Annotated in this window: 4 protein-coding genes; 2 read left to right on the top strand and 2 right to left on the bottom strand. The window is 71.5% G+C overall.

All coding sequences use genetic code 11. The features are described from left to right. Positions 1-18,906 carry a hypothetical protein gene (locus tag BMW88_RS35015; RefSeq protein WP_143116411.1) on the top strand — a complete coding sequence of 6,302 codons (18,906 nt, stop codon included), beginning with the start codon at positions 1-3 and terminating at the stop codon, positions 18,904-18,906. Positions 18,907-18,916: 10 nt separating this feature from the next. Beyond that, positions 18,917-19,762, top strand: coding sequence for an XRE family transcriptional regulator (locus BMW88_RS35010; RefSeq protein ID WP_245778265.1), 846 nt, complete (start codon positions 18,917-18,919; stop codon positions 19,760-19,762). 1 nt (position 19,763) lies between these two features. Here the strand turns inward: BMW88_RS35010 and BMW88_RS35005 are convergent, their stop codons facing one another. Continuing rightward, positions 19,764-20,981, bottom strand: a complete 1,218-nt coding sequence (locus BMW88_RS35005) for an MFS transporter (RefSeq protein WP_089959472.1) — start codon at positions 20,979-20,981, stop codon at positions 19,764-19,766. A 155-nt stretch (positions 20,982-21,136) separates the two neighbouring features. After that, on the bottom strand, positions 21,137-21,736 hold the full coding sequence (locus tag BMW88_RS35000) for a hypothetical protein (RefSeq protein ID WP_425434720.1): 600 nt from the start codon (positions 21,734-21,736) through the stop codon (positions 21,137-21,139). Between the last annotated feature and the right edge of the window lie 342 nt (positions 21,737-22,078).

The raw sequence follows: 22,078 nt of genomic DNA, 5'->3' as shown, positions 1-22,078 counted from the left end.
ATGAACCCCGACTCCATGCAGGGGTTGCAGAACAAGGCGGGTGACCTGGGGTCCCGGCTCTCGGGCATCTCGAGCGGCCTGCGCGGCCTGAACTTCAGCGGCAACGCGCTCGGCCCCATCGGGCTGTTCGCCGTGCCGGCGCTGAACGCGTCCAACGACAACGCCGTCGCGCAGGCCGACAAGGGCGCCAAGGCGTTCACCGACGTCGAGTCGAAGATCAAGGCCACGCACCAGACCGCCGTCTCGGTGGACACGAACCAGCAGAAGCACTTCCAGTCGCTCGACCCGACGACGAACGCCAAGCCGGTACCCAACAGCGTGAACACGACGGCGGGCAACAACCCCGCCGGCGGGCCGAGGGCCGCCGCGCCGAACCCGGTGAAGGGCGGCGCCGGGTTCACCCCCACGGGCGGCAACGTCCCCGGCGGCCCCTCCGTCAGCAACACCCCGAACATCAAGGGCGGGGCCACGACCACGCCCGGCGGCGCCAAGACCCCCGGCGGCCCGTCCGTCAGCAACACCCCGAACGTCAAGGGCGGACCCGCGAGCTTCACCCCCACCGGCGGCAACGTCCCCGGCGGCCCCTCCGTCGGCAACACCCCCAACGTCAAGGGCGGAGCCGCGACCACGCCCGGCGGCGCCAAGGCTCCCGCCTCGTTCACCCCCACCGCGCCCGGCTACAACGCCCCTGGCGCGACCAACCCGGGCGGCTCCACCAAGCCCGGCAGCAGCACCGGCGCGGGCGGCGCCAAAGCCCCTGCCGCGTTCACCCCGACGGCGCCTGGCTACAACGCACCCGGCGCCACCAACCCCGGCGGCTCCACCAAGCCCGGCAGCACCACCGGCGCGGGCGGCCCCAAGGCACCCGCCCCGTTCACCCCCACCGCGCCTGGCTACAACGCGCCCGGTGCCACCAACCCCGGCGGTTCCACCAAGCCCGGCGGCACGCCTGGTGGTACGCCCGCCAGCACGCCCAGTAGCGCACCCGGTAGTGCGCCTGGCGCCGGTGGTGGCAAGGCTCCCGCCGCGTTCACCCCGACGGCTCCCGGCTACAACGGCCCCGGCGCGACCACTCCCGGCACCAACGCCGGTGTGACGGCTCCCGGTTCGCAGAACGCCACGCCGCCGGCGACCGGCGGCCAGCGCGGCGGTGCCGCGCCGGGCATGGCACCGGGCATGGCCCCGCCGCCGATGGCCCCCGGCGCTCCCGCGGGCGCGACCGGTGGCGAACGCGGCGGCAACAAGTTCGTCGCCCCCGGCGGCAACGCCAACAAGGGCGTCTTCGACGCGCCCAAGGCCCCGACCCCCGACAACACGATCACCAGGGCCCCCGGCACCTCGTCGTCCACGCCCCCGCCCGCTCCGAAGCCGACGCCGCTGACGCCGCAGCCGAGCACCACGACGCCCAACGCGAACACCGATTCGCCCGCGCAGACGCGCCCGGCCCCGCCCGCGCCGCCCGCCACCACCCCCGGCAACCCGGCGCCCAGCACGAACACGCCGCCGCCGGCCCAGACACCCCCGGCCCAGACGCGCCCGGCACCGCCGGCTCCGGCGGCACCGCCTGCCAACACCCCGCCGGCCAACGCACCCTCCGCCAACACGCCGCCTCCGGCGTCTTCGCGACCGGCACCGCCGCCCGTCAGCGCGCCGCCGGTCAACGCGCCGTCGCCGAACGTTCCGTCGAGCAACCCGCCGTCCGGCACCACGCCTTCGACGAACACCCCGCCGGCGAACACCCAGTCGCCCAAGCAGGACACGGCACCGCCGGCCCAGACGCCCAAGGCGGACACGCCGCCGCCGGTCCAGACGCGCCCGGCCCCGGCCGCTCCCCCGGCCAACGCGCCGAGCCCCACGCCTGCGCCGAACGTGCCGCCGGCCAACGTGCCGCCGGCCAACGCGCCGTCGCCGACGCCGACGCCGAACGTCGCCACGCCTCCGGCGAACCCGCCGGCGGCCACCACCCCGCCGCCCGCGAACACGACGTCGCCCAAGCCCGAGACGACGCCGTCCCCGCAGCAGCCCAAGGCCGACGCACCGCCTGCCCAGACGCGCCCGGCTCCGGCCGCTCCGCCGGTCAACACGCCGAGCCCCAACACCCCGCCGGCCGCCGTGCCGTCGCCGCGGCCCGAGTCCAACGTCGCGCCGGCCACCACGCCGAACCCGGCACCGGCTCCCGCGCCGAACACCAACGTCCCGCCGGCGAACACGCCGTCGCCCACCCCCGCGACGAACGTGCCGCCCGCCAACACGCCGTCCCCGAAGCCGGACACGACCACCCCGCCCGCGCAGACGCGTCCGGCCCCGCCGGTCAACGCACCGGTCAACGCGCCGGTGAACGGCCCCAACGCCGACGTCCCGCCCGTCAGCACGCGACCGTCGCCCCCGCCGCCCACCGGGGCGGCGCCGAACCCGAACACCACGGCCACCCCCAACGCCACGCCCGACGTCGTCGTGGCGCCGGTCGTCACGCCCGCACCGAACCCGGCCTCGCCGAACAACCAGGGCCAGCGGTCCGGCAACAACCCGAACAACAACCCGGACAACGACAGCGACACCGACTCGGTGTACGAGGACGCCGTCGAGTTCCAGCCGGTCGAGCAGCGGATCGACAGCTACCGGGCCCAGGACCCGAAGCTGGACTCGAGCTTCCGGCCGGACGAAACCGGCACATACGTGCACGGGCCGAACAAGCCGTCGGACTTCATCCGCATCAGGGTTGACGAGAACACCTCGGTCGGCCTGACGCCGTACATGACGAAGCAGTGGTTGGCGGACAACGGGATCACCGTGCCGCCGAGGAGCACTGTCGAAGGGGCGATCGACCCGCTGCTCTACGACGCCAACCTGGGCGGTGGCAACCGCAAGCCCGAGGTCTACGACATCGACAACGCCGCGGACTTCCACAGCGAGATGATGGGCATCGCGGCCGAGCAGAACATCCAGGCACAGCAGAACGTCCTCGACGCGGTGAACGACCTCGCCACCGACATCACCAACAAGTACCCGCCGGACCAGTTCGCCTACGTCGGCCTGGGCCGCAGTCCCGCTGCCATCGTCGCCGCGCTGCAGAACCAGGGTCACGACGCGGTGTCCATCCCGCTGTCGAACTTCCGGCCGCCGCCCGCCGACCCCGACTCGATCCTCGCCCCGGCGTACAAGCCGAAACCCGGCGCGCCCGAGGTCCCGCCGCTGACCGAGCAGCAGCAGGACATGCTCAACCAGCACTTCGACGAGTTCCTGGGCGACCTGCCCCCCGGCAAGAACGTCCTGCTGATCGACTACACCCAGCGCGGCCTGTCGCTGGTGTCCGCACAGCACGAACTGCAGCAGTACCTGACCAGCAACAACGGTCCGGGCCCCCGCGTGCAGGCGTTCGCGGTGCACGAGGCGACCAACGTCGGCGACATCAACGACACGATCAACGCCGCAGCGCAGCCGGGGTCGATCTTCCAGCGCTACTACGAGCAGTACGTGGACACCGGCCGGGCGGAAGCGCGCCAGGACTTCCGGGACAGCATCGAGACGCACGGGATCCCCTTCCGGCACCCGCTGGGCGATGCGTTCCACTTCGAGGTCTTCGACGACCTCGCCGAGTACGGGTCGTACAAGATCCTCGACCAGAACCCGGACACCTTCCAGCAGGACCGCCCCCACAAGGCCCACAACACCCAACCCGGCGTCACGCCGGCCTACGAGGTGCTGAAGGACGCTGTCGGGGACGGCAGGCCCAAGCCGACGCCGGACACCACCGACAACAGCAACGGCAACGACAAGGGCAACGACGACAGCCCCGATTCGGGCAACGGCAAGGACAACGCGAAGGACGGCGACACCAGGGGCAGCGACCCCAAGGACGGCTCCCGGGACGGCGGCTCCAGGGACGCCGACCCGAAGAACGGCGACACCAAGGACAGCGACCCGAAGGGCAGCGACCCCAAGGACGGCTCCAGGGACGGCGACACCAAGGACAACACCCGTTCGGCACCCCCGGCGCCCAACGCCGACACGACGCCGTCCCCGCAGCAGTCCAGTGCGGACGCACCACCGGCCGGCAACCCGCAGGCCACCACGCCGCCGCCCAACGCGGACACGACGTCGTCCCCGCAGCCCAAGGCCGACACCCCGCCGACGCAGACGCGCTCGGCACCGCCGGTCGACACCCCGCCGACCACCACTACGCCACCGGCCGGCAACCCACAGGCGAACACGCCGCCGCCCAACGCCGCGACGGCACCCACGAACGTGCCGTCGCCCCAGGCGGAAGCGAACGTTCCCCCGGCGAACACGCCTGCCCCCGACACCACGCCTGCTCCCGACACCACGCCGTCGCCCCGCTCCGAGACCGACGTCCCCCCGGCACCTCGCTCCGAGGCCGGCAACCCGCAGGCCAACACTCCCCCGCCCAACTCCACGACGGCACCCACGAACGTGCCGTCGCCCCAGGCGGAAGCGAACGTTCCCCCGGCGAACACCTCGCCGAACCCGGACGCCGACACGCCCAACCCCGGCGACCCCGACGTCGACACGCGCCCGGCGCCGCCCGCGGACGTTCCCCCGGCGTCGGCCGACTCCGACAGCAACTCGGACAGTGAGTCGGACAACGACACCGATTCGGTGTACGAGGACGCCCCGGAGCTCACCGAAGTCGAGCAGCGCGTGGAGAGCCTTCGCGCGGAGGACCCGAAGCTCGACTCGAGCTGGCAGATGACCCCGGAGGGGTTCAAGCACCTGCCGAACAAGCCGTCGGAGTTCGTCGGCATCAGGATCGACTCGGACACCACGGCCGGTCTGACGCCGTACATGGCGCGGAAGTGGCTGGAGGACAGCGGCATCGACCTGCCGAAGGGCGGTGTCAACGACGCGATCACGTCGCTGCTCTACGACGCCGACCTGGGTGGCGGCAACCGCAAGCCCGAGGTCTACGACATCGACGGCGCCGCGGACTTCCACAGCGAGATGATGGGTGTGGCGCGCGAGACGCACATCCAGGGCCAGCAGGACGTCGTCAGCTCGGTGAACGAGGTCGCCACCCACATCACCGACAAGTACCCGCCGGAGAAGTTCACCTACATCGGCCTGGGTCGCAGCCCGGCCGGCGTGGTCGCCGCGCTGCAGAACCGGGATCTCGACGCGGTGTCCATCCCGCTGTCGAACTTCCGGCCGCCGCCCGCCGACCCGGACTCGATCCTCACCCCGGCGTACGAGGCGCGCGGCGGCGACGTCAAACCGTTGACCGAGCAGCAGCAGGACATGCTCAACCAGCACTTCGACGAGTTCCTGGGCGACCTGCCGCCCGGCAAGAACGTCCTGCTGATCGACTACACGCAGGGCGGCCTGTCGCTGGTGTCGGCGCAGCACCACCTCCAGCAGTACCTGACCGGTCACAAGGGGTCGGACGCCGCCGTGCACGCGTTCGCGATGCACCAGGAGATCGACAGCTCCAACCTCGGCAAGACGGTCAACGCCGCCGCGAATCCCGGATCCTTCAAGGACGCCGTCTGGGAGAAGGTCTGGGACACCGACCGCGCGGCGGACCGGAAGCAGTGGCAGGAGCGCTTCGAGGCGTTCCCGGTCGGCGCGAACGGTCCGCTGGGGGACAAGGGCGCGGTGCTCGGCGACGCGTTCCGCCAGGAGGTCTTCGACGACCTCGCCGAGTACGGGTCCTACAAGATCCTCGACCAGAACCCGGACACGTTCGACCAGAACCGCCCGCACCGCGAGCACGACACGGACCCGAACACCACGACGGGTTACGAGGTGCTGGGCGACGCCATCCGGGAACTCGACCCCAACGCGAAGCCGCGCACCGGCGACAACGACAGCAACACCGACAGCGATTCGCAGAGCGGCGGTCGTTCCGCGCCCCCGCTGCCGTCGACCGGCAACGCCGACGCCAACGCCGACGCCAACGCCGAGTCGAACACCGACACGAACACGGCCGCCAAGAACGACGCGCCCGCGCAGAACACCACGGCTGACAACCGCCCCACACCGGCCAAGGACGCTCCCCCGGCACCTCCCGCTCCCCCGGCACCTCCCGCTCCCCCGGCACCTCCCGCTCCGCCCGCACCCCCGGCACCGGGCGCGAAGTCCGACGGGAACACCGACGCGAAGCCCGACCGGCCGAAGCAGGTCCGCAGCGGTGGCGCGCCCCCGCGGATGACTCCGCCGACCCCGGAGTCGCACCAGGGCAAGGACGTCATCACCGACGAGTCGTGGCGCCACGACCCCGCGAAGACCGCGGACTGGTCGAACCCGAGCAACCCGGCCGACCGCAGCACGTGGGCCGACCGCCGCAACGACACCGACGTCCGGACCGTCGGCCTCGACGTGCGCGACGTCCGCACGGACAGCACGCCGTCGAAGATCACGGCGTACAAGGGCCTGATCAACTACGACCTGCGCCGCATCGAGACGACGCCGGGCAACTTCGTGCAGGAGTACACCGTCAAGGTGCACATCGACCCTGCCGACAAGGTCACCGCGGAGACGATCGCGCAGGTCAAGGAGAACGCCACCAACGGCGTCAACAACCTGCTGAACCAGGGTTTCCGGCTCCCGAGCGGCGACCAGTTCCACCTCAACCTCGAGTTCACCGACAACAAGGCCGACGCGCACACCAGCATCAAGGTCGACCCGAAGAACCCGAACGTCGACCAGAAGCACTGGAACCCCGGGACGAGCCCCGAGGTCCTGGCGCACGAGACGCTGCACTACCTCGGCGTCCCGGACGAGTACAAGGACTCGAGCCGCGTCTTCCAGCAGCACGAGACGAACACGGGCGTGCACCAGAACGACGGCGGCATGATGGGCGCCGACGTCCACCTGCCCGACCCCGGTATCAGGCCGCGGCACCTGTGGCTGATCGAGCGCACGGCCAACAGCCAGGTCATGGTGCCCGACACCACGATCAACCCGGCCGGCCCCGCGACCGTGCCGCCGCCCGCGGACTGGACTCCCAAGCCGGCCACCGACGGCAACCCCGCGCCCGCGCCGTCCACACGGGACACCGACGGCACCTCCCAGGACGCCGAGCCGGACATGCAGACGAGGCCGGACCCGACGTCGGAGACGCCGAACCTGCCCGGCAGCTTCCCCGGCGCCGACAACGGCGTCGACTCCGACGCCGAGGTCCGGCCCAACCAGACGCACCTGCCGAACCTGGACAGGGTCGGTCTGGTCGAGTCGGTGCTGCGCAGCGCGGCGTTCCAGAACGTCGACATCCCGAACTCGTCGCCGCTGGTCGGCATCAGCGACGTGCAGACCACTGTGGACTCGGTGCTCGCCGACGTCCGGCAGAACCCGCAGAACCACAACCACCCCGGGCTGACCCCGAACGACCTGTCGAACTGGGTCGCGAGCAAGGTCGACCCGGACACGCTGGCGAAGTACCACCCGGACCTGGAGCCGAAGACCCCCGGCCTCACCGACGACGCCAAGCTCGACCAGTGGCGGGCGAACCTCGCGAACAACCTCGCGAACGGGTCGTCGAAGCGCTGGGACGTCGTGAACGCCGGCCTGGACACCGACGGCATGAAGCCGGCCGACGTCGACGTGGTCAAGCACGTCACGCAGCAGCTGAAGGAGAACGGCGCGCTGCCGACACCGGCCGACCTCGTCACCAAGGGTCTGCAGACGCCGGCCTGGGCCGACTCCCACGTCGGTGCGCGCCTGCCCGACACCATCGCGCAGGCGCTGGGCGTGCAGCTCGTCGTCGACACCGGCGGCGTGCAGACCACCCACGGCCCCGCGGGCGCTCCGCAGGTGCAGATCAACTCCCAGGACGGCACGTTCGGCGCGCTGGGTGGCCCGACGCCGCAGGAAGTCCGCGCCGGCATGGAGGCCTGGCTCGGGGGCAAGTCCTCGGCGGAGGTCCACAAGACCATCGGCGACCTCTACAAGGGCCGTCAGGACGAGGGCCTCTACATCGCGGCGCAGAACGTCCAGCTCGTCAAGCGCGCGGCCTCGCACCCCGGCGGCCCGCAGGTGTTCATGAACGACCTGCTGGAACAGCAGGCGAAGCTCGAGAGCCGGATCAGCGACGCGAAGTCCCGGTCGAGCTGGAAGCCCGAAGCGCTCCAGACGAAGCAGGAGCGCGCGGCCCAGGCGCGGCTCAAGCAGGACATCGCGACGGACACCGACCTCCTCAACAACATCAACAAGCAGGTCGCCGACCTGAGGGCAGCGGCCCCCAGGGTGGCACTGACCTACGCCGTCGACACCTACGTGGCGGGCCCGACCGCGGACGGGCTCGCGAAGCTGGGCCCTGGCGACCGCGCCAAGCTGGAAGCCCACCTCGCGCAGGAGATCGCGGCCGCGGAGAACGCCGGGTTCAACCCCACGGAGCTCAAGGAGCTGCAGACGCGGCTCCAGAACGAGACGGCCGCACGCGCCGCGGTGTCCAAGGTGATGCGCGACGGCGTGGACGGGTTGACCGCCCAGCTCGACAAGGCCAAGCAGGCGTTGCAGGACTACCGCGACGGCAAGGAGGACCACACCGGTTTCAACGGCTTCATGAACCGCTGGTTCGGCAGCGGCCCGGACTACAGCTCCTACGACTTCGACGGCAAGATCGCCGAAGCCGAGGCGGTGGTGAAGCAGAACGAGCAGCAGCTCGCGTTCGTGACCGACCCCGCGTACAGCAACCGCTTCGCCAAGATCGCGGAGATGAACGCGAGGCTGGAGCGGCTGGAGCAGATCAGCAAGAACCTCGGTGAGTCCGCACAGCGCCAGGCCTACTTCGAGAGCAAGCTCCAGGAGGCCAGGGACGCTCGCGACGCCCTCACCCGAGGCGCGGAACAGCAGAACCAGGCAGCGCAGGACACCCCAGACTCCGACACGCGCTCGGACTCCGACACGCGGTCCGAGTCCGACGCGCAGCCGGACGGCCCCCAGATCAACCTGCGGCAGGAGTTCGCGGCGTTCAAGGCTTCGCTGTTCGGCAAGTCCTCCGCCGAGCTCGACGACCTCGCCGCGCAGCACCGCGACGACCCGTTCCACCTGCAAGAGATCCAGCAGATGTCCCGCAACCTGGAGATCGCGCAGAAGGAAGGCGGCATCGGGCAACACCTGCGTGACCTCGAGACCGAGATCAGGGACACCCGCAGCCAGGTCGGTGACCTGAAGAACGTCATCGACGTGCTGCCGGACGCGTGGAAGACCGAGCTGATGCGCACCGACCAGGCCCAGCGCCAGGCGGAGCGGCGGCACCTCCAGGAGCACGAGTACCAGCTCACCCAGGAGATGCAGAGGCTGCAGCGCGACCGCAACGACGCGCTCACCTCGTTCGCGCTGAACCTGCCGGCCGACCCGAACACCCCCGGCTGGCAGTCCTTGACGCCCAAGGACGTCGTGGACATCGAGAACCACGTCACGAAGCTGATCGGTGACGCGCGCGTCGCCGGTCAGCCGACCCCGGAGCTGGACCGGCTGCTCGACACGGTCATCGACATCCGGGTCGGTGACGAGCGCGCGTTCCGCCCGAACGACCCCGCGGCCGACCAGAACGACGCGGCATCGGTGCGCTCGGACGACACCCCCCGGCTCGACGTGCCGCCGGCCGAGCCGGACACCGACGTCCAGGACCGCGCAGGGAACGACGTCGAAGACGACGCCGAGAACCAGCAGGGAGAGCCTGCTCCTGCGGCCGAGCCCCGTCCGCAGCCGCGACCGTTCATGCAGGACCCGTCGGCGCGACCCGTTGTCGCGGACGTGGACCTCGTCGTCCCCGGTGGCTTCGGCCCCGTCCAAGAGGCCACGCCGACGCGCTCGTTCGAGGCGTCGCTCTACGGCCTGGACAGCGCGGCACTGCGGGAGATGCAGCGGAACCCGGCTTACGCGAACAGCCCGGACCGGGCGGCCGCGATCCAGAACGCGATCGAGATCTCCCGCAACGCCGGTCCTCCCTGGATCTACGACCAGCAGACGCAGCTCGCCCAGCAGAACCTGGCCAAGGCCGAGGCCGCCCGCACCCGGTGGGACGCCGCGGACCTGGTGCCCGACGCCCTCAAGACCCAGACGATGCTGGACGACCAGGCGACCCGCCGGGAACAGGCCGACCGCGACGTCCAGCGGTTGCAGGACCGGGTCGACAGGTTCACCGGCAACCGCGACGCGTCGCTCACCGCGTACGCGCTGCAGCAGCCGGCCGACCCGAACGCGCCCGGCTGGCGCCAGTTCGGTGACGCCGACCTGGCGGCCGTGCAGAGCCACGTCGACCAGCAGATCCAGGACGCGCGAGCGGGCGGGCACAACACCGCCCACCTCGAGGCCTTCCGGGACTTCACCCAGGAGGTCCTCGAAGCGCGGCGGAACGGGGACGCCGAGGTGGAGACGCGTCCCGCACCGGCCAACTCTCCGGCGACCGGCACCGCGGCGAACAACCAGCCGCAGTCCGGCAGCGACCCGGACGGCAACTCCGACAGCGACAGCGACAGCGACTCGGCGTACGAGGACGCTCTCGACAAGACGATCGAGGAGCGCGTCAACGACCTGCGGCCCGCCAGCGCGTCGCAGGACTCGAGCTGGCAGCTCGTCGACGGGAAGTACGAACACCGGCCGAACAAGCCTTCGGAGTTCGTCGGCATCCGGGTGGACAACAACACCACCGTCGGCCTGACGCCGTACATGGCCAGGCAGTGGCTTGCGAACAACGGGATCGCCCTGCCGCAGAAGAGCGGCATCGAAGAGTCGATCACGAAGATCCTCTACGACTCCGGCCTGGGTGGCGGCAACCGCCAGCCCGAGGTCTACGACATCGACAACGTCGCGGACTTCCGCGCGGAGCTGGAGGGCGTGGCCCGCGACACGCACATCCAGGGCCAGCAGGACGTGGTCACCGCGGTGAACGAGCTGGCAGGCCACATCACCGACAAGTACCCGCCGGAGAAGTTCGCCTACGTGGGCCTGGGGCGCAGCCCTGCCGCCGTGGTGGCCGCGTTGCAGAACCAGGGCCACGGCGCGGTGTCGATCCCGTTGTCGAACTTCCGGCCTTCGCCCACCGACCCGGACTCGATCCTCGCCCCGGCGTACAACGGGCCCGACGGCAAGCCCAAGTTCCCGCCGCTGACCGAGCAGCAGCAGGACATGCTCAACCAGCACTTCGACGAGTTCCTCGGTGACCTGCCGCCCGGCAAGAACGTGCTGCTGATCGACTACACGCAGGGCGGCCTGTCGCTGGTGTCGGCGCAGCACCAGCTCCAGCAGTACCTGACCGGTCACAAGGGGTCGGACGCCGCCGTGCACGCGTTCGCGATGCACCAGGAGATCGACAGCTCCAACCTCGGCAAGACGGTCAACGCCGCCGCCAACCCGGCGTCGTTCAAGGACGCCGTCTGGGAGAAGGTCTGGGACACCGACCGCGCGGCGGACCGGAAGCAGTGGCAGGAGCGCTTCGAGTCGTTCCCCTTGGGCGGCAACGGCCCGCTGGGTGACAAGGGCGCGGTGCTCGGCGACGCGTTCCGCCAGGAGGTCTTCGACGACCTCGCCGAGTACGGGTCGTACAAGATCCTCGACCAGGACGCGAACACCTTCCAGCAGGACCGTCCCCACAAAGACCTCAACACCCCGCCCGGCACCACGACGGGCTACCAGGTGCTGGGCGAGGCCGTCGGCGAACTCGACCCCAAGTCGAGGTCCCGCGCCGACGACGACGGCGACCAGGCCGACACGCGTCCGGCGCTGCCGAAGCCCGACGCCGACACGCGTCCCGCACCGCCCAAGCCCGACACCGACACGCAGGTGCGGTCCGAGACCAGCACCCAGACCACGCCCCAGCCGGGCACCGACACGCACACCCGGTCCGAGCCCGGCACCCACACCGAGCCCCAGCCGGGCACCGACACGCACACCCGGTCCGAGCCCGGTGCCGACACCCGGCCGGAACCGGAGCCGGCGACGCGGCCCGCACCGCCGAGGCCGACGCCGAACCCGGTCATCCCCATGACCACGATGGCGCCGCAGCCGGTCGGCCAGGTGCCGGGCACGAACCTGCCGAGCTTCTTCCAGGAGAACAAGGCGCTGGGCTCGATCACGCCGACGGACGTGCGCGGCGCCGACGCCGTCGTGAGCGAGATCCAGGGCATCAAGCCCGACGACGCCGCCCGCATCAAGAGTGCGATCGAGAACGACTTCGAGACGTTCCTCGACGGTGGCCGCAACTTCCAGGTCAAGATCGGCAACGCCTGGTTCGAGGCGAACATCCGCGCGGAGATGCACGCGGACGCCGCCACGAACGTCACCGACGCGGTCGGCACGAAGGTCGACCGGAACTACCAGGCCGCCGCGGCGTCCACGACGACGAACACCATCGCGACGTCCAACGACGTCGGTGCCTCGGCCACGGCCGGTGTCGCGATGGGCCCCTACGGCTCGCTGGGCGGCAAAGCCGCGCTGGCGACGCCCGCGGTGTCGCAGGCGACCACGAACAGCATCACCGAGCAGCGCGCGATCAAGTCGTCGGACGACGGCTCGAAGAAGGTCACGGTGCCGGTCTCGTACGAGATCACGCTGACCGACGCGAGCGGCAACCCCAAGCAGTTCGCCACCCTGAGCACCGGTCCGGACGTCACGCTGCAGATCCCGGCGGACCTCAGCAAGATCACCGACTCGGGCAAGTCCTCCGCCGTCGTGACGCCCGCCGACGCGGCGTGGGGCACGAAGGTCGAGAACGCGGTGCCGGAAGCCGTGGTGGTCAAGGACTCCGCGAAGGTGTTCTCGGACGTCGCGGCGAAGCTGCACCCGTCGATCACGAAGGTCGGCGCGCCCGGCCGCGAGGCGTTGCAGAACTTCCTGAGCCCGACCTCGATCCGCAACAACCTGCCCGCGATGCTCGGTGGCTACGTCACCTCGCCCGACCTGATCAGCCCGCACGCGAGCAAGGGCGCCGCGGTGCAGATGACCGCGACGCTGAAGAACGCGAAGCTCGTCGGCACGGTCGACGGCGCGGCGCTGGACCTGAAGGACACCTCCGCCTGGGGCAGCAGTGTGTCCGCGTCCACCAAGACCGGGTTCGACGTCACCGCCGGAGTCGGCGGCAACATCGGCATCCCCGGTCAGGTCGGCGGCACGGTCGGTGCCACCGCGTCGTACTCCGCGCGCACCGCGGAGGGCGTGAACGCGGGCTCGAGCAGCAGCCACAAGACCGGCATCGGTGTGAAGGGCGAGACCGGTCTGTACGAGGTGACGGCCGAGGTCGAGGTCCGCACCCCGAGCGGTGCCCCGGTCAAGGTCGAAGTGACCTCCCACGTGCGCATGGGCCTCAACGAGGCCGGTGCGGTGGGTCTGCCCACCCCCGACGGCACCAGGAACACGACGACCGACCCGGCCACCGCGGACACCCGGCACCTCCCGCCGTACGTCGCGGACACGCTCGCCGCCGGCAACGCCAAGGTCGGCGAGTTCACGCCCGCCACCAAGGTGCAGGGCCAGGTCGAGGCCAAGCTGCGGGAGCTGCCCGGCTTCGAGAAGTTCCTGCCGAAGTGGAACAACCCGCAGGCGAACCCGCGCAGCAGCAAGGGGCAGGGCTTCGGCGACGTCGCCGAGCAGCTCGCGAACCAGCGCAAGCTGACCGCGAGCCTGTCCCCCGCCGCGTTGAAGGCGAACATGGACAGCCTGCTCGGCCCGGGCGTCCAGGTGCAGCTCAAGAACTCCGGCAAGACGACGAACACCTACGTCAACGTCACGGTCAAGGCGAAGCTGACCAACCCGAAGCACCTCGGCCAGGCCGACGCGCACGCGGTCAGCAACTCCACCACGACCGGTCCGAAGCTCGACGCCAACACCAGCACCACCAAGGGCTGGACCGGTGGCGTGCAGGGCAGGGTCAACATCCCGGTCAAGACCGGCGTCGCCACGCTCACCCCGATGCCGCAGGCCGGCGTGTCGTACTCGCACTCGTGGACGGACAAGACGTCGGCCGGACCGGCCGTGTCGAGCACGTCGGCGAACCCCGGCAGCGCGGACGCCCAGGTGTTCCAGGGCGACGTGGAGTTCGAGGTCGAGATCACCTCGTTCACCCGGCCCCGCACGTGGGTGCGCACCATCGTGCCCGGCGCACCCGGTTTCCACGCGCCGGAGGTGAAGACCGTCGCCAGGACGGGCGCGGGCCTCGACAAGATCGACGGCAAGGTCAACCTGTGGGTGTCGGACAGCTCGACGCTCAAGAACGACCCCGGCGACGGCTTCAAGCCGGGCGAGCCGAAGCCGACGAAGCTCGACGGCTCCCCGACCGTCAAGGACCTGCTGAACCCCGCGCAGGCCCGGCCGAAGTCGCCGGAGTTCCTGAACGTGGAGGCCGTCGCGAACACGACGGCCCTGCGGGACCAGGCGATCGACGCGCTCAACCGCGCCGCCGGCGGCGACTCGGCGCTGACCACGCCGGGCACCGCGTCACGTGCGCAGATCGACAAGATGTTCGCCCCGGAGAACATCAAGGCGAACCTGCAGCGGCTGATCGAGACCGGCGTGCAGGAGCAGGGCCTCAAGTACGACCGCCGCGTCACCGACCGCTCCGGCGCGATCGGCATGTCGGTGAAGCTGGGCGAAGCCAGGCTGGTGTCCATTTCGGACACCACCGGCACCGACAACTCCGTCAGCGGTGGCTACAAGGCCGGTGAGTCGTCCACGACCAGCCGGTCCGTCGACCTCACCGCGGGCGTCAACATCCCGGTGCGCCCCAACGTGACCCCGCCGCCCGCCGGCACGCCGTCGCAGACCAGCGGGGTCGGCGGTGCCGCGGTCACCGGCAAGGTGACGCCGTGGTCGGACACCAAGACCGAGTCGACCGAGATCGGCGGCAACGTCGACCGCGGCAGGACCACGCCCGACGACGCGCGGACCGTGCTGGTCCAGATCGACGCCGAGTTCACGATCGTCGGTGAGAGCCGCGCCGGGAACTTCGTGCACGGCGGCACGCCGAACGCCGAGGGCGTCAAGGTCGACATGCCGAAGTCGGTGTTCGTGCGCGTGTCCGAGGACGTCGCGCGGGAGCTGGGAGCGCTGCCGAAGGTGGCGCCGAACGTGCCCAAGCCGGACTTCCCGAAGATGGCGCCGCCGTCGACGGTGGCGGCCGACGAGCCGGGCGCGCTGGGTCTGTCCAACGTGGAGAAGGTCCCCGACCTCTCCAAGGCGGTCAACGAGCTGACGACGGAACTGGCCAAGAACACCAAGAAGTTCGGCAGCGACTCGCTGATCCCGGACTCGGTGCTCAAGGACTCGATGAGCAACCTGCAGCGCATCGTCGACCTCAACTCGCCGAGCAGCGTCAAGGCGATGATCGACAGCGCCCTGGACGGCGGGGTGCCGCTGCTGGTGCACCAGCCGGGCACCTTCGGCAAGGACTCGTACCAGGTCACGTTGCGGGCCAAGGCGGACACGCCCCAGTTCGACCAGGTCGTCAACGACGGCGTCGACATGAGCCACAACACCGGTGGCTCCCGCAAGGACAGCGACGGCCAGGGCCGCGGCACCGGCTGGGGCATCGGCCTGCGCGCGCCGGGCCTGGCCTCGCCGGGCAGCGCGAACCCGAAGGTCTCTGGCACCGCGGGCGTCAGCGTGGGCGTGAACGTCGGCGCCGCCACGAGCAGTTCGGTGACGACCTCGACCAGCGAGGCGTTCAGCCACACCAGGACGGCCAGCGGGCCGGCGGCGCAGTACACCGTGCCGATCGAGTTCGAGCTCGTCGTCGAGAAGGGCAGCAAGGAGGTCGCGAAGGCCCAGAGCGGCAAGCAGGAGATGGTGGTCCGCACGCACGCGGACAACCAGAAGGTCGTGGGTGCCGCGAACCCGCAGCCCTACATGTCCGCGGCGAGCAAGCGCGGCACCGAGTTCGGCACCGCGGAGGCGACGTTCGCCTTCCAGCAGGACAGCCGTGCCTCACAGCTTCCGCCGACCGCGTCGGTGGAGAACCTGCGCGGCGCCAAGGACCTGCGTGACGCCGCCGTGAAGGCGATGGCGGAGGCGGGCGCGGGCAAGGGGCTGACCGGCAAGGGCACTGGCTCGCTCAACAGCCTGTTCTCCACGCTGAGCCCGGAGAACCTGCAACCGCACCTGCCGTCGATGCTGTCGGGCCCGCTGGACGTGCCCGGCCTCAAGGAAGCGGCGCTGACGTTCGGCCAGGACGCCGACGTCAAGGTCTACGCGAAGCTGGTGAACCCGCAGCTCGGTTCGCTCAGCGACAGCGTCAAGGTCGAGAACCCGCTGACCACGAAGACCACCGAGACCTCCGGCGAGGCCAAGGTCTCCGACACCGCCGACGTCACGGTCGGTCTCGCGCAGGGCAGCGCGGCGGTCAAGCAGGGCGTCCCGGCGGACACCGTCAACTTCGGCACCGGCGGTGTCGAGCTGCGGCACGGGATCGAGGACTCCGCCGCGGTCTCCGGCGGCCCCTCGCAGGCCGAGGGCGGCAACATCAAGCCCAAGGACGCGCCCCGCACCGGTCTCGTGCAGTTCGACGTCGAGTACCGGGTGGTCGCCACCATCGGCGGCAAGACCGGCGTCGTCGACCTGACGGTGCCCGGATCGGCCGGCGTGCGCATGCCCGCCACCGAGGTCGAGACGTTGCTGGACAAGCAGTTCAGCGACTCGTTGAAGGACGCCCAGGCGGAGGTCAAGAAGGCGGCCGACGACTGGCGCGAGGCGGAGAAGAAGGTCGAGAAGGCCCGTCACGACGCCCAGGACGCCATCAACTCCGCAGCCGCCGTGCTGGCGAGGACCGACAGGCCGCTGGGCGACGCCGCGACGGCGCTGAACACGGCCATCGACACCCACCTGAACGCCGAGGCGAAGGCTTCGGTGTTGCAGAAGGCGTTCGACACCGCGGTCACGGACGTCGCCGGCACCCGTGCCGCGATCCAGGACCTCACGGCGGAGATCACGTCGCTCAGCCAGCAGGCGCTGGCGACCAAGGACGCCCTCGACGACGCCCAGATCAACGGCGCCGCCAAGGCAGAGCTGGACCGGCTCGGGCGGGAGGCCGACGCGGCGCACACCGCGCTGACCGACGCCCAACAGCGCCTCTCCGAAGCCCACGCGGACCTCGACACCCAGCGCAAGACCGCCGTCGAGACCCGCGCCGCGCTCCAGGCGCAGCAGCAGGCCGTGGCCGAGGCCGAGGCCGCCCGCGCCGCCGCCGAGACCGCACACCGGCAGCTCGCGACCGAGCAGTCCACCGCGCAGAAGGCGATCAAGGACGCGGAGACCGCGCTCGACGACGCCCGGCGAGCCGCGGACGCCAAGCAGCAGCAGTGGTGGGACGCGAAGGCCAAGGTGGACCGCGAGGTCAACTCCTTCAACACGGCCTCGCCGGCGGCGCCGCCCGCCGGTGGCACGGCACCGCCCGTCGAGGGCACGGCAGCGCCTGCGGGCAACACGGCGCCGCCGCCCGCCGAGGGCACGGCACCGCCCGCTGGCGACACGACGCCGCCGCCTGCCGAGGGCACGACGCCGCGATCCGCCGGGAACACCTCCGCGGAGGTGTCTGCGGACGTCAGCCAGAAGCCGCTGCCGCCCCAGTCCCCGCTGCCGGTCCAGTCGCCTGAGCCGGCCGTGGCGGAGAGCAACAGGAGCGAAACCGAGGCCACCTCGGCGCACCCCGCCACCGACGACACCACCGCGGAGACTTCCGCGGAGGTCAGCCAGGAACCGCTGCCGGTCCACTCCCCCGAACCGGCTGTGGCGGAGAGCAACAGGAGCGAAACCGAGGCCACCTCGGCGCACCCCGCCACCGACGACACCACCGCGGAGACTTCCGCGGAGGTCAGCCAGGAACCGCTGCCGGTCCACTCCCCCGAACCGGCTGTGGCGGAGAACAACAGCAGCGAAACCGAAGCGAACTCGGCGCACCCCGCCACCGACAACACCACCGCGGAGACTTCCGCGGAGGCCAACCAGGAACCGCAGCCGGTCCACTCCCCCGAACCGGCTCTGGCGGAGAACAACAGCAGCGAAACCGAGGCCACCGCAGAAGTCAGCCAGAAGCCGCTACCCCCGCTGCCCCCGACACCGGAACCGGCCCACTCCCCCGAACCGACCACGGCGGAGAACAACAGGAGCGAAGCCGAAGCGACCTCGTCACGTCCCAGCACCGACGCCACCGCGGAAGCCTCCGCAGGCGTCAGCGAGAAGCCGCTGCCCCCGCTGCCCCCGCAGCAGGCCGAGGCGAGCTCGCCGCGCCCCGCCACCCCGGACTCCTCCGTCCCGCAGCAGGTCCGCGGCGGCACACCTCCGAGGCCGGCCACCGGCTCGCACGCGCCGTTCCTGCCGCCGCCCAACGGGCGGACCACGCACACGTGGACCCCGCCGAACGAGATGCGGACCCAGTCCGGGAACGGGAGGAACGGGACGGCCCCCGGGGCGGGTGCCCAGGGCGGCCAGAAGGCCGCCGGGGGCGTGTCGCCCGAGCACGTCAGCTACACGCAGCGGCAGTTGCGGTTCCTGGACGAGGACGTGCTGGCCCGCCGGCCCGCGCCGCCGACGACGCCGAACGGCCTCTACGCCTCGATCGCGCGGGCCAGGAACCTCGACCCGGCGCTGCTGCGCCGGCAGGTGGTGCACCTCGCGGCTAGCCACCAGGCGGTGACCAAGGCCGTGGCCGACTTCACCGTCAGCCAGCCGATGCACCAGGGTCACCTGACCGGTGCGCTGGTGGAGAACGCCAACTGGCACATGCAGGCCGACGCCAAGGAGAACGCGGGTGCGGGCAACGCGCGCAACCTGGTCGCGCACCTCATCGCGACCCAGTTGAGCGTGAACGTGCGGATCCACCAGAACGGCGCGGCCCCGGTCGTGCTGCGGCCGATGGGTCCGCCGTTCGAGGAGACGGTCGACATCGAGATGGTGATCGACGGGCGGCAGGTCACCTACCGGCCGCACCAGCCCCTACAGCAGGACGCGCGGATGGATTAGCGTGACCTGCGTGGACGAGTTCGCGGAGGCGCTCCGGACGGCGATCACGAATCGTGGTCTCGGTCTCGAGCGCCTGCGCGAGCACCTGTCCCAGAACGGGGTGTCGGTGTCGCTCGCGACGCTGAGCTACTGGCAGACGGGCCGCAGCCGGCCTGAGCGCCAGAAGTCGCTGCAGGCCGTCGTCCACCTGGAACACATCCTGCGGGTGCCGCCGGGTCACCTGTCGGAGCTGCTCGGTCCGCCCCGCCCGCGCCGCCGGTGGCTGCGCGAGGCGCCGGCGCCGATGTCCGCGTTCTGGCCGTCGCCCTCGCCGGTCGAGCACGTGTTGCACGACCTCGACACCCAGTGGGACGACCAGCTGATCCGGGTGAGCCAGCAGGACTTCGTGACGATCGGCGCGGATCGCGCCGCGAAGAGCTTCCGGTCGCGGCAGGTGCTGTCGGCGTCGATGAACGGCCCCGACCGCTGGGTCCTGATCATGCACGCCGACGCGCCCGGCAGGCCGTTGCCCCGGGTCACCGCGTTGAAGAACTGCACGGTCGGCCGGGTCGTCGCGGACCCCGCCGAGGGGTTGCTCGTGGCGGAGCTGGTGTTCGGGCGGCCGCTGCTGCGCGGCGAGAGCGTCGTGATCGAGCACGAGCTGGTGAACCAGCCACCGTGCCCGCCCGCGACGGACTACGAGCGCAAGTTCCGGCTGCCGGCGCGGGAGTACGTGCTGGAGGTGACGTTCGAGGGAGACCCGCCGGCGTCGGTCGCGCAGCTCGCCGACGGCTCTCCGGTCGCCCCCGGCCGCACGTTGCTGGACGTGGCCCTGGACGTCCGGCCGGGCGTGCGCGGGTTCCGCTGGAGCTGGTAGGTCACGGCGTGCGGCGGAACCCCCGCGACGACGGCACCAGCGCCGCCGCGGCGGGAGCCGCGAGGCAGACCGCGACGCAGCCGGCGAGCACGGCGCTCTCCCCGAACCGGCCGAGCGCCGGCGCGATCAGGGCCAGACCGACCGGTGCCAGGCCGTACGACAGCAGGAAGTCCAAAGAGGACACGCGGGCGAGCTTGGCCGGTTCGACCTCGCGCTGGATCGCGGTGAACCACGGGACGTTGAACAGCTCGATGCCGATCCCCGCCACGGCGTACGCGCCGACCAGCACGACCGGGTGCACCGGCACCAGCAGGCCCAGCGGGATGGAGGCGTAGCAGCCGAGCCCGGCCAGCGCCGCCCATCCCGCCGCGCGCGGCCGCCAGCGGGCGATCAGCACCGCGCCCGCGAGGGCGCCGAGGGTGTGCGCGGTCGTGGCGGCCGCCAGCACCGCCTCCGTCCCGTAGCGGTCCCTGCTGATCAACGGCAGCAGGACGGCCGTGGCCGAGTAGCCGGTGGCGATCACCGCTGTCAGCGCGCCGAGCCCGGCGAGCATCCACGGGTGGCGGCGGGCCTCCCGGATGCCGTCGGCGAACTCGGCGACGAGGCCCGTACGCGCGATGGCGGGGCGCGGCTGCCCGGCCGAGCCCTTGGGCGGCACGAGCGCGGCGCACAGCCAGGCCACGGCGGTCACCGCCAGCAGCGCGCGGGCGTCCAGGAGCAGTGACGCGAGCGCGGTGAGACTCGGCGCGACCAGCGTGGTCACCCTGATCGCCAGCGTGGTGGCCGCGTTGGCCTGCTGCCGCCCCTGCTCCGGCACCACCTCGGCCACGAGCGCCTGGAACGCGGGCCGGCAGGCGCCCTGCCCGGCTCCGACGATCGTGGCGGCCACCGCCATCAGCAGCAGCGACCTGCCCATGCCCACCGCGATCATCGGTGTGGCGACACCGGCCGTGACGCACGACCAGAAGACCACGGCACGGCGCGAGTGCCGGTCGGCGAGCACACCGGCGACGGGGACCGCGGCGAGGAACCCCGCCGTCCTGGTGGCCAGCACGACGCCCAGTTCGACGGCCGTGATCGAGCGTTCGAGCACCGCGAGGCCCAGGACGAACGGCAGCGCCCACATCGCGAGACCCGACGCCGTGGTGCCCGTCCACAAGCGCAGGAAAGACGTGTTCCGGAAGACGGAGGGTGCGGCCGGCACGGCATTCTCGGTCACTTGGCTCACTCCGGGGTCGACGACCTGAAGACCAAGATCCCACCTGCGACCGCTCCTGACCACCGCCCGTCAGCGGTCAGGAGCAGGTCCGCCAGCACGACGGACGGCCACTCCCCCGCGCCTGACCGGGAGTGGCCGTCCGTTGTGGACGGTCGTCAGCCGATCTTCTCGATCCGCGCGCGGCGGATCAGGAACTTGCCGGGCTCGCGAACCTGTTCGAAGGCGGCGTTGTTGAGCAGCGCGCAGCTACCCGACACCGACGCCACCTTGACGGTGGTGGACTTGTTGTTGTCCAAGTTCGTCACCTTCAGCGTGGTGCCGATCGGGAACTCGCCGCTCGACGCGGCGGGCGCGCCGCCCTCGCCGGACAGCGTGACGGTCGAGCCGGCGCAGACCTGCTGGCCGGTGGCGCCGGTGCCCTCCTCGGCCGCGGGCTCTTGCGGGGCGGGCTGGGCCGTCGCCTGGCCCTGGTTGCCCTGGCCCTGGTCGGCGTTGCCCTGGTCGGCGTTGCCCGCACCCTCGCAGCCCGCCGCCGCGCGCCGCTGCTGGATGAGGTCGACCACCGCCTGCCGGTTCGCGATGCGGGCCTCGGACTGCGCGTCGGGGCTGGCCTTCTGCCCCGCGATGAAGTTCAGGTTGTTCTGCAACGCCTTGTCCAGCCCGCCGCAGTCCTCGCCGGACGTGGCGGCCTGGCCCTTCGCGGGCTGCGCCTGGACGTCGGCGCCGCACCCGGCCGCCGCGCGCCGCTGGTTGATGAGGGTGACGACGGCCTGCCGGTTCGCGATGCGGGCGTCCGACTGGGCGTCGGGGTTGGCCTGCTGCCCGGCGATGAAGTCGAGGTTGTTCCGCAGCGCCTGGTCCAGACCGCCGCAGTCCTCGGCCGCGTTCGAGTTGGTGCCGCTGAAGGCGAAGAGGCCGCCGGCGACAGCAGCGACCGCGAGCGTGGCGCCCGCGCCGATCATGGCGGGCTTGCGGTGTCGAGCGCCCATTCGATTCTCTCCTCGGGGTCGATCGGTGTTGTACCGATGACTACGGGGAGGTCACGGACGGGGTTCACACCGGGCTGGATCATGGTGGATTTAAATTCGCTTAAGGTT

It is taken from the genome of Lentzea xinjiangensis (genome assembly GCF_900110955.1).
Lineage (GTDB): Bacteria > Actinomycetota > Actinomycetes > Mycobacteriales > Pseudonocardiaceae > Lentzea > Lentzea xinjiangensis.
This window is presented reverse-complemented; position numbering and strand designations above follow the sequence as displayed.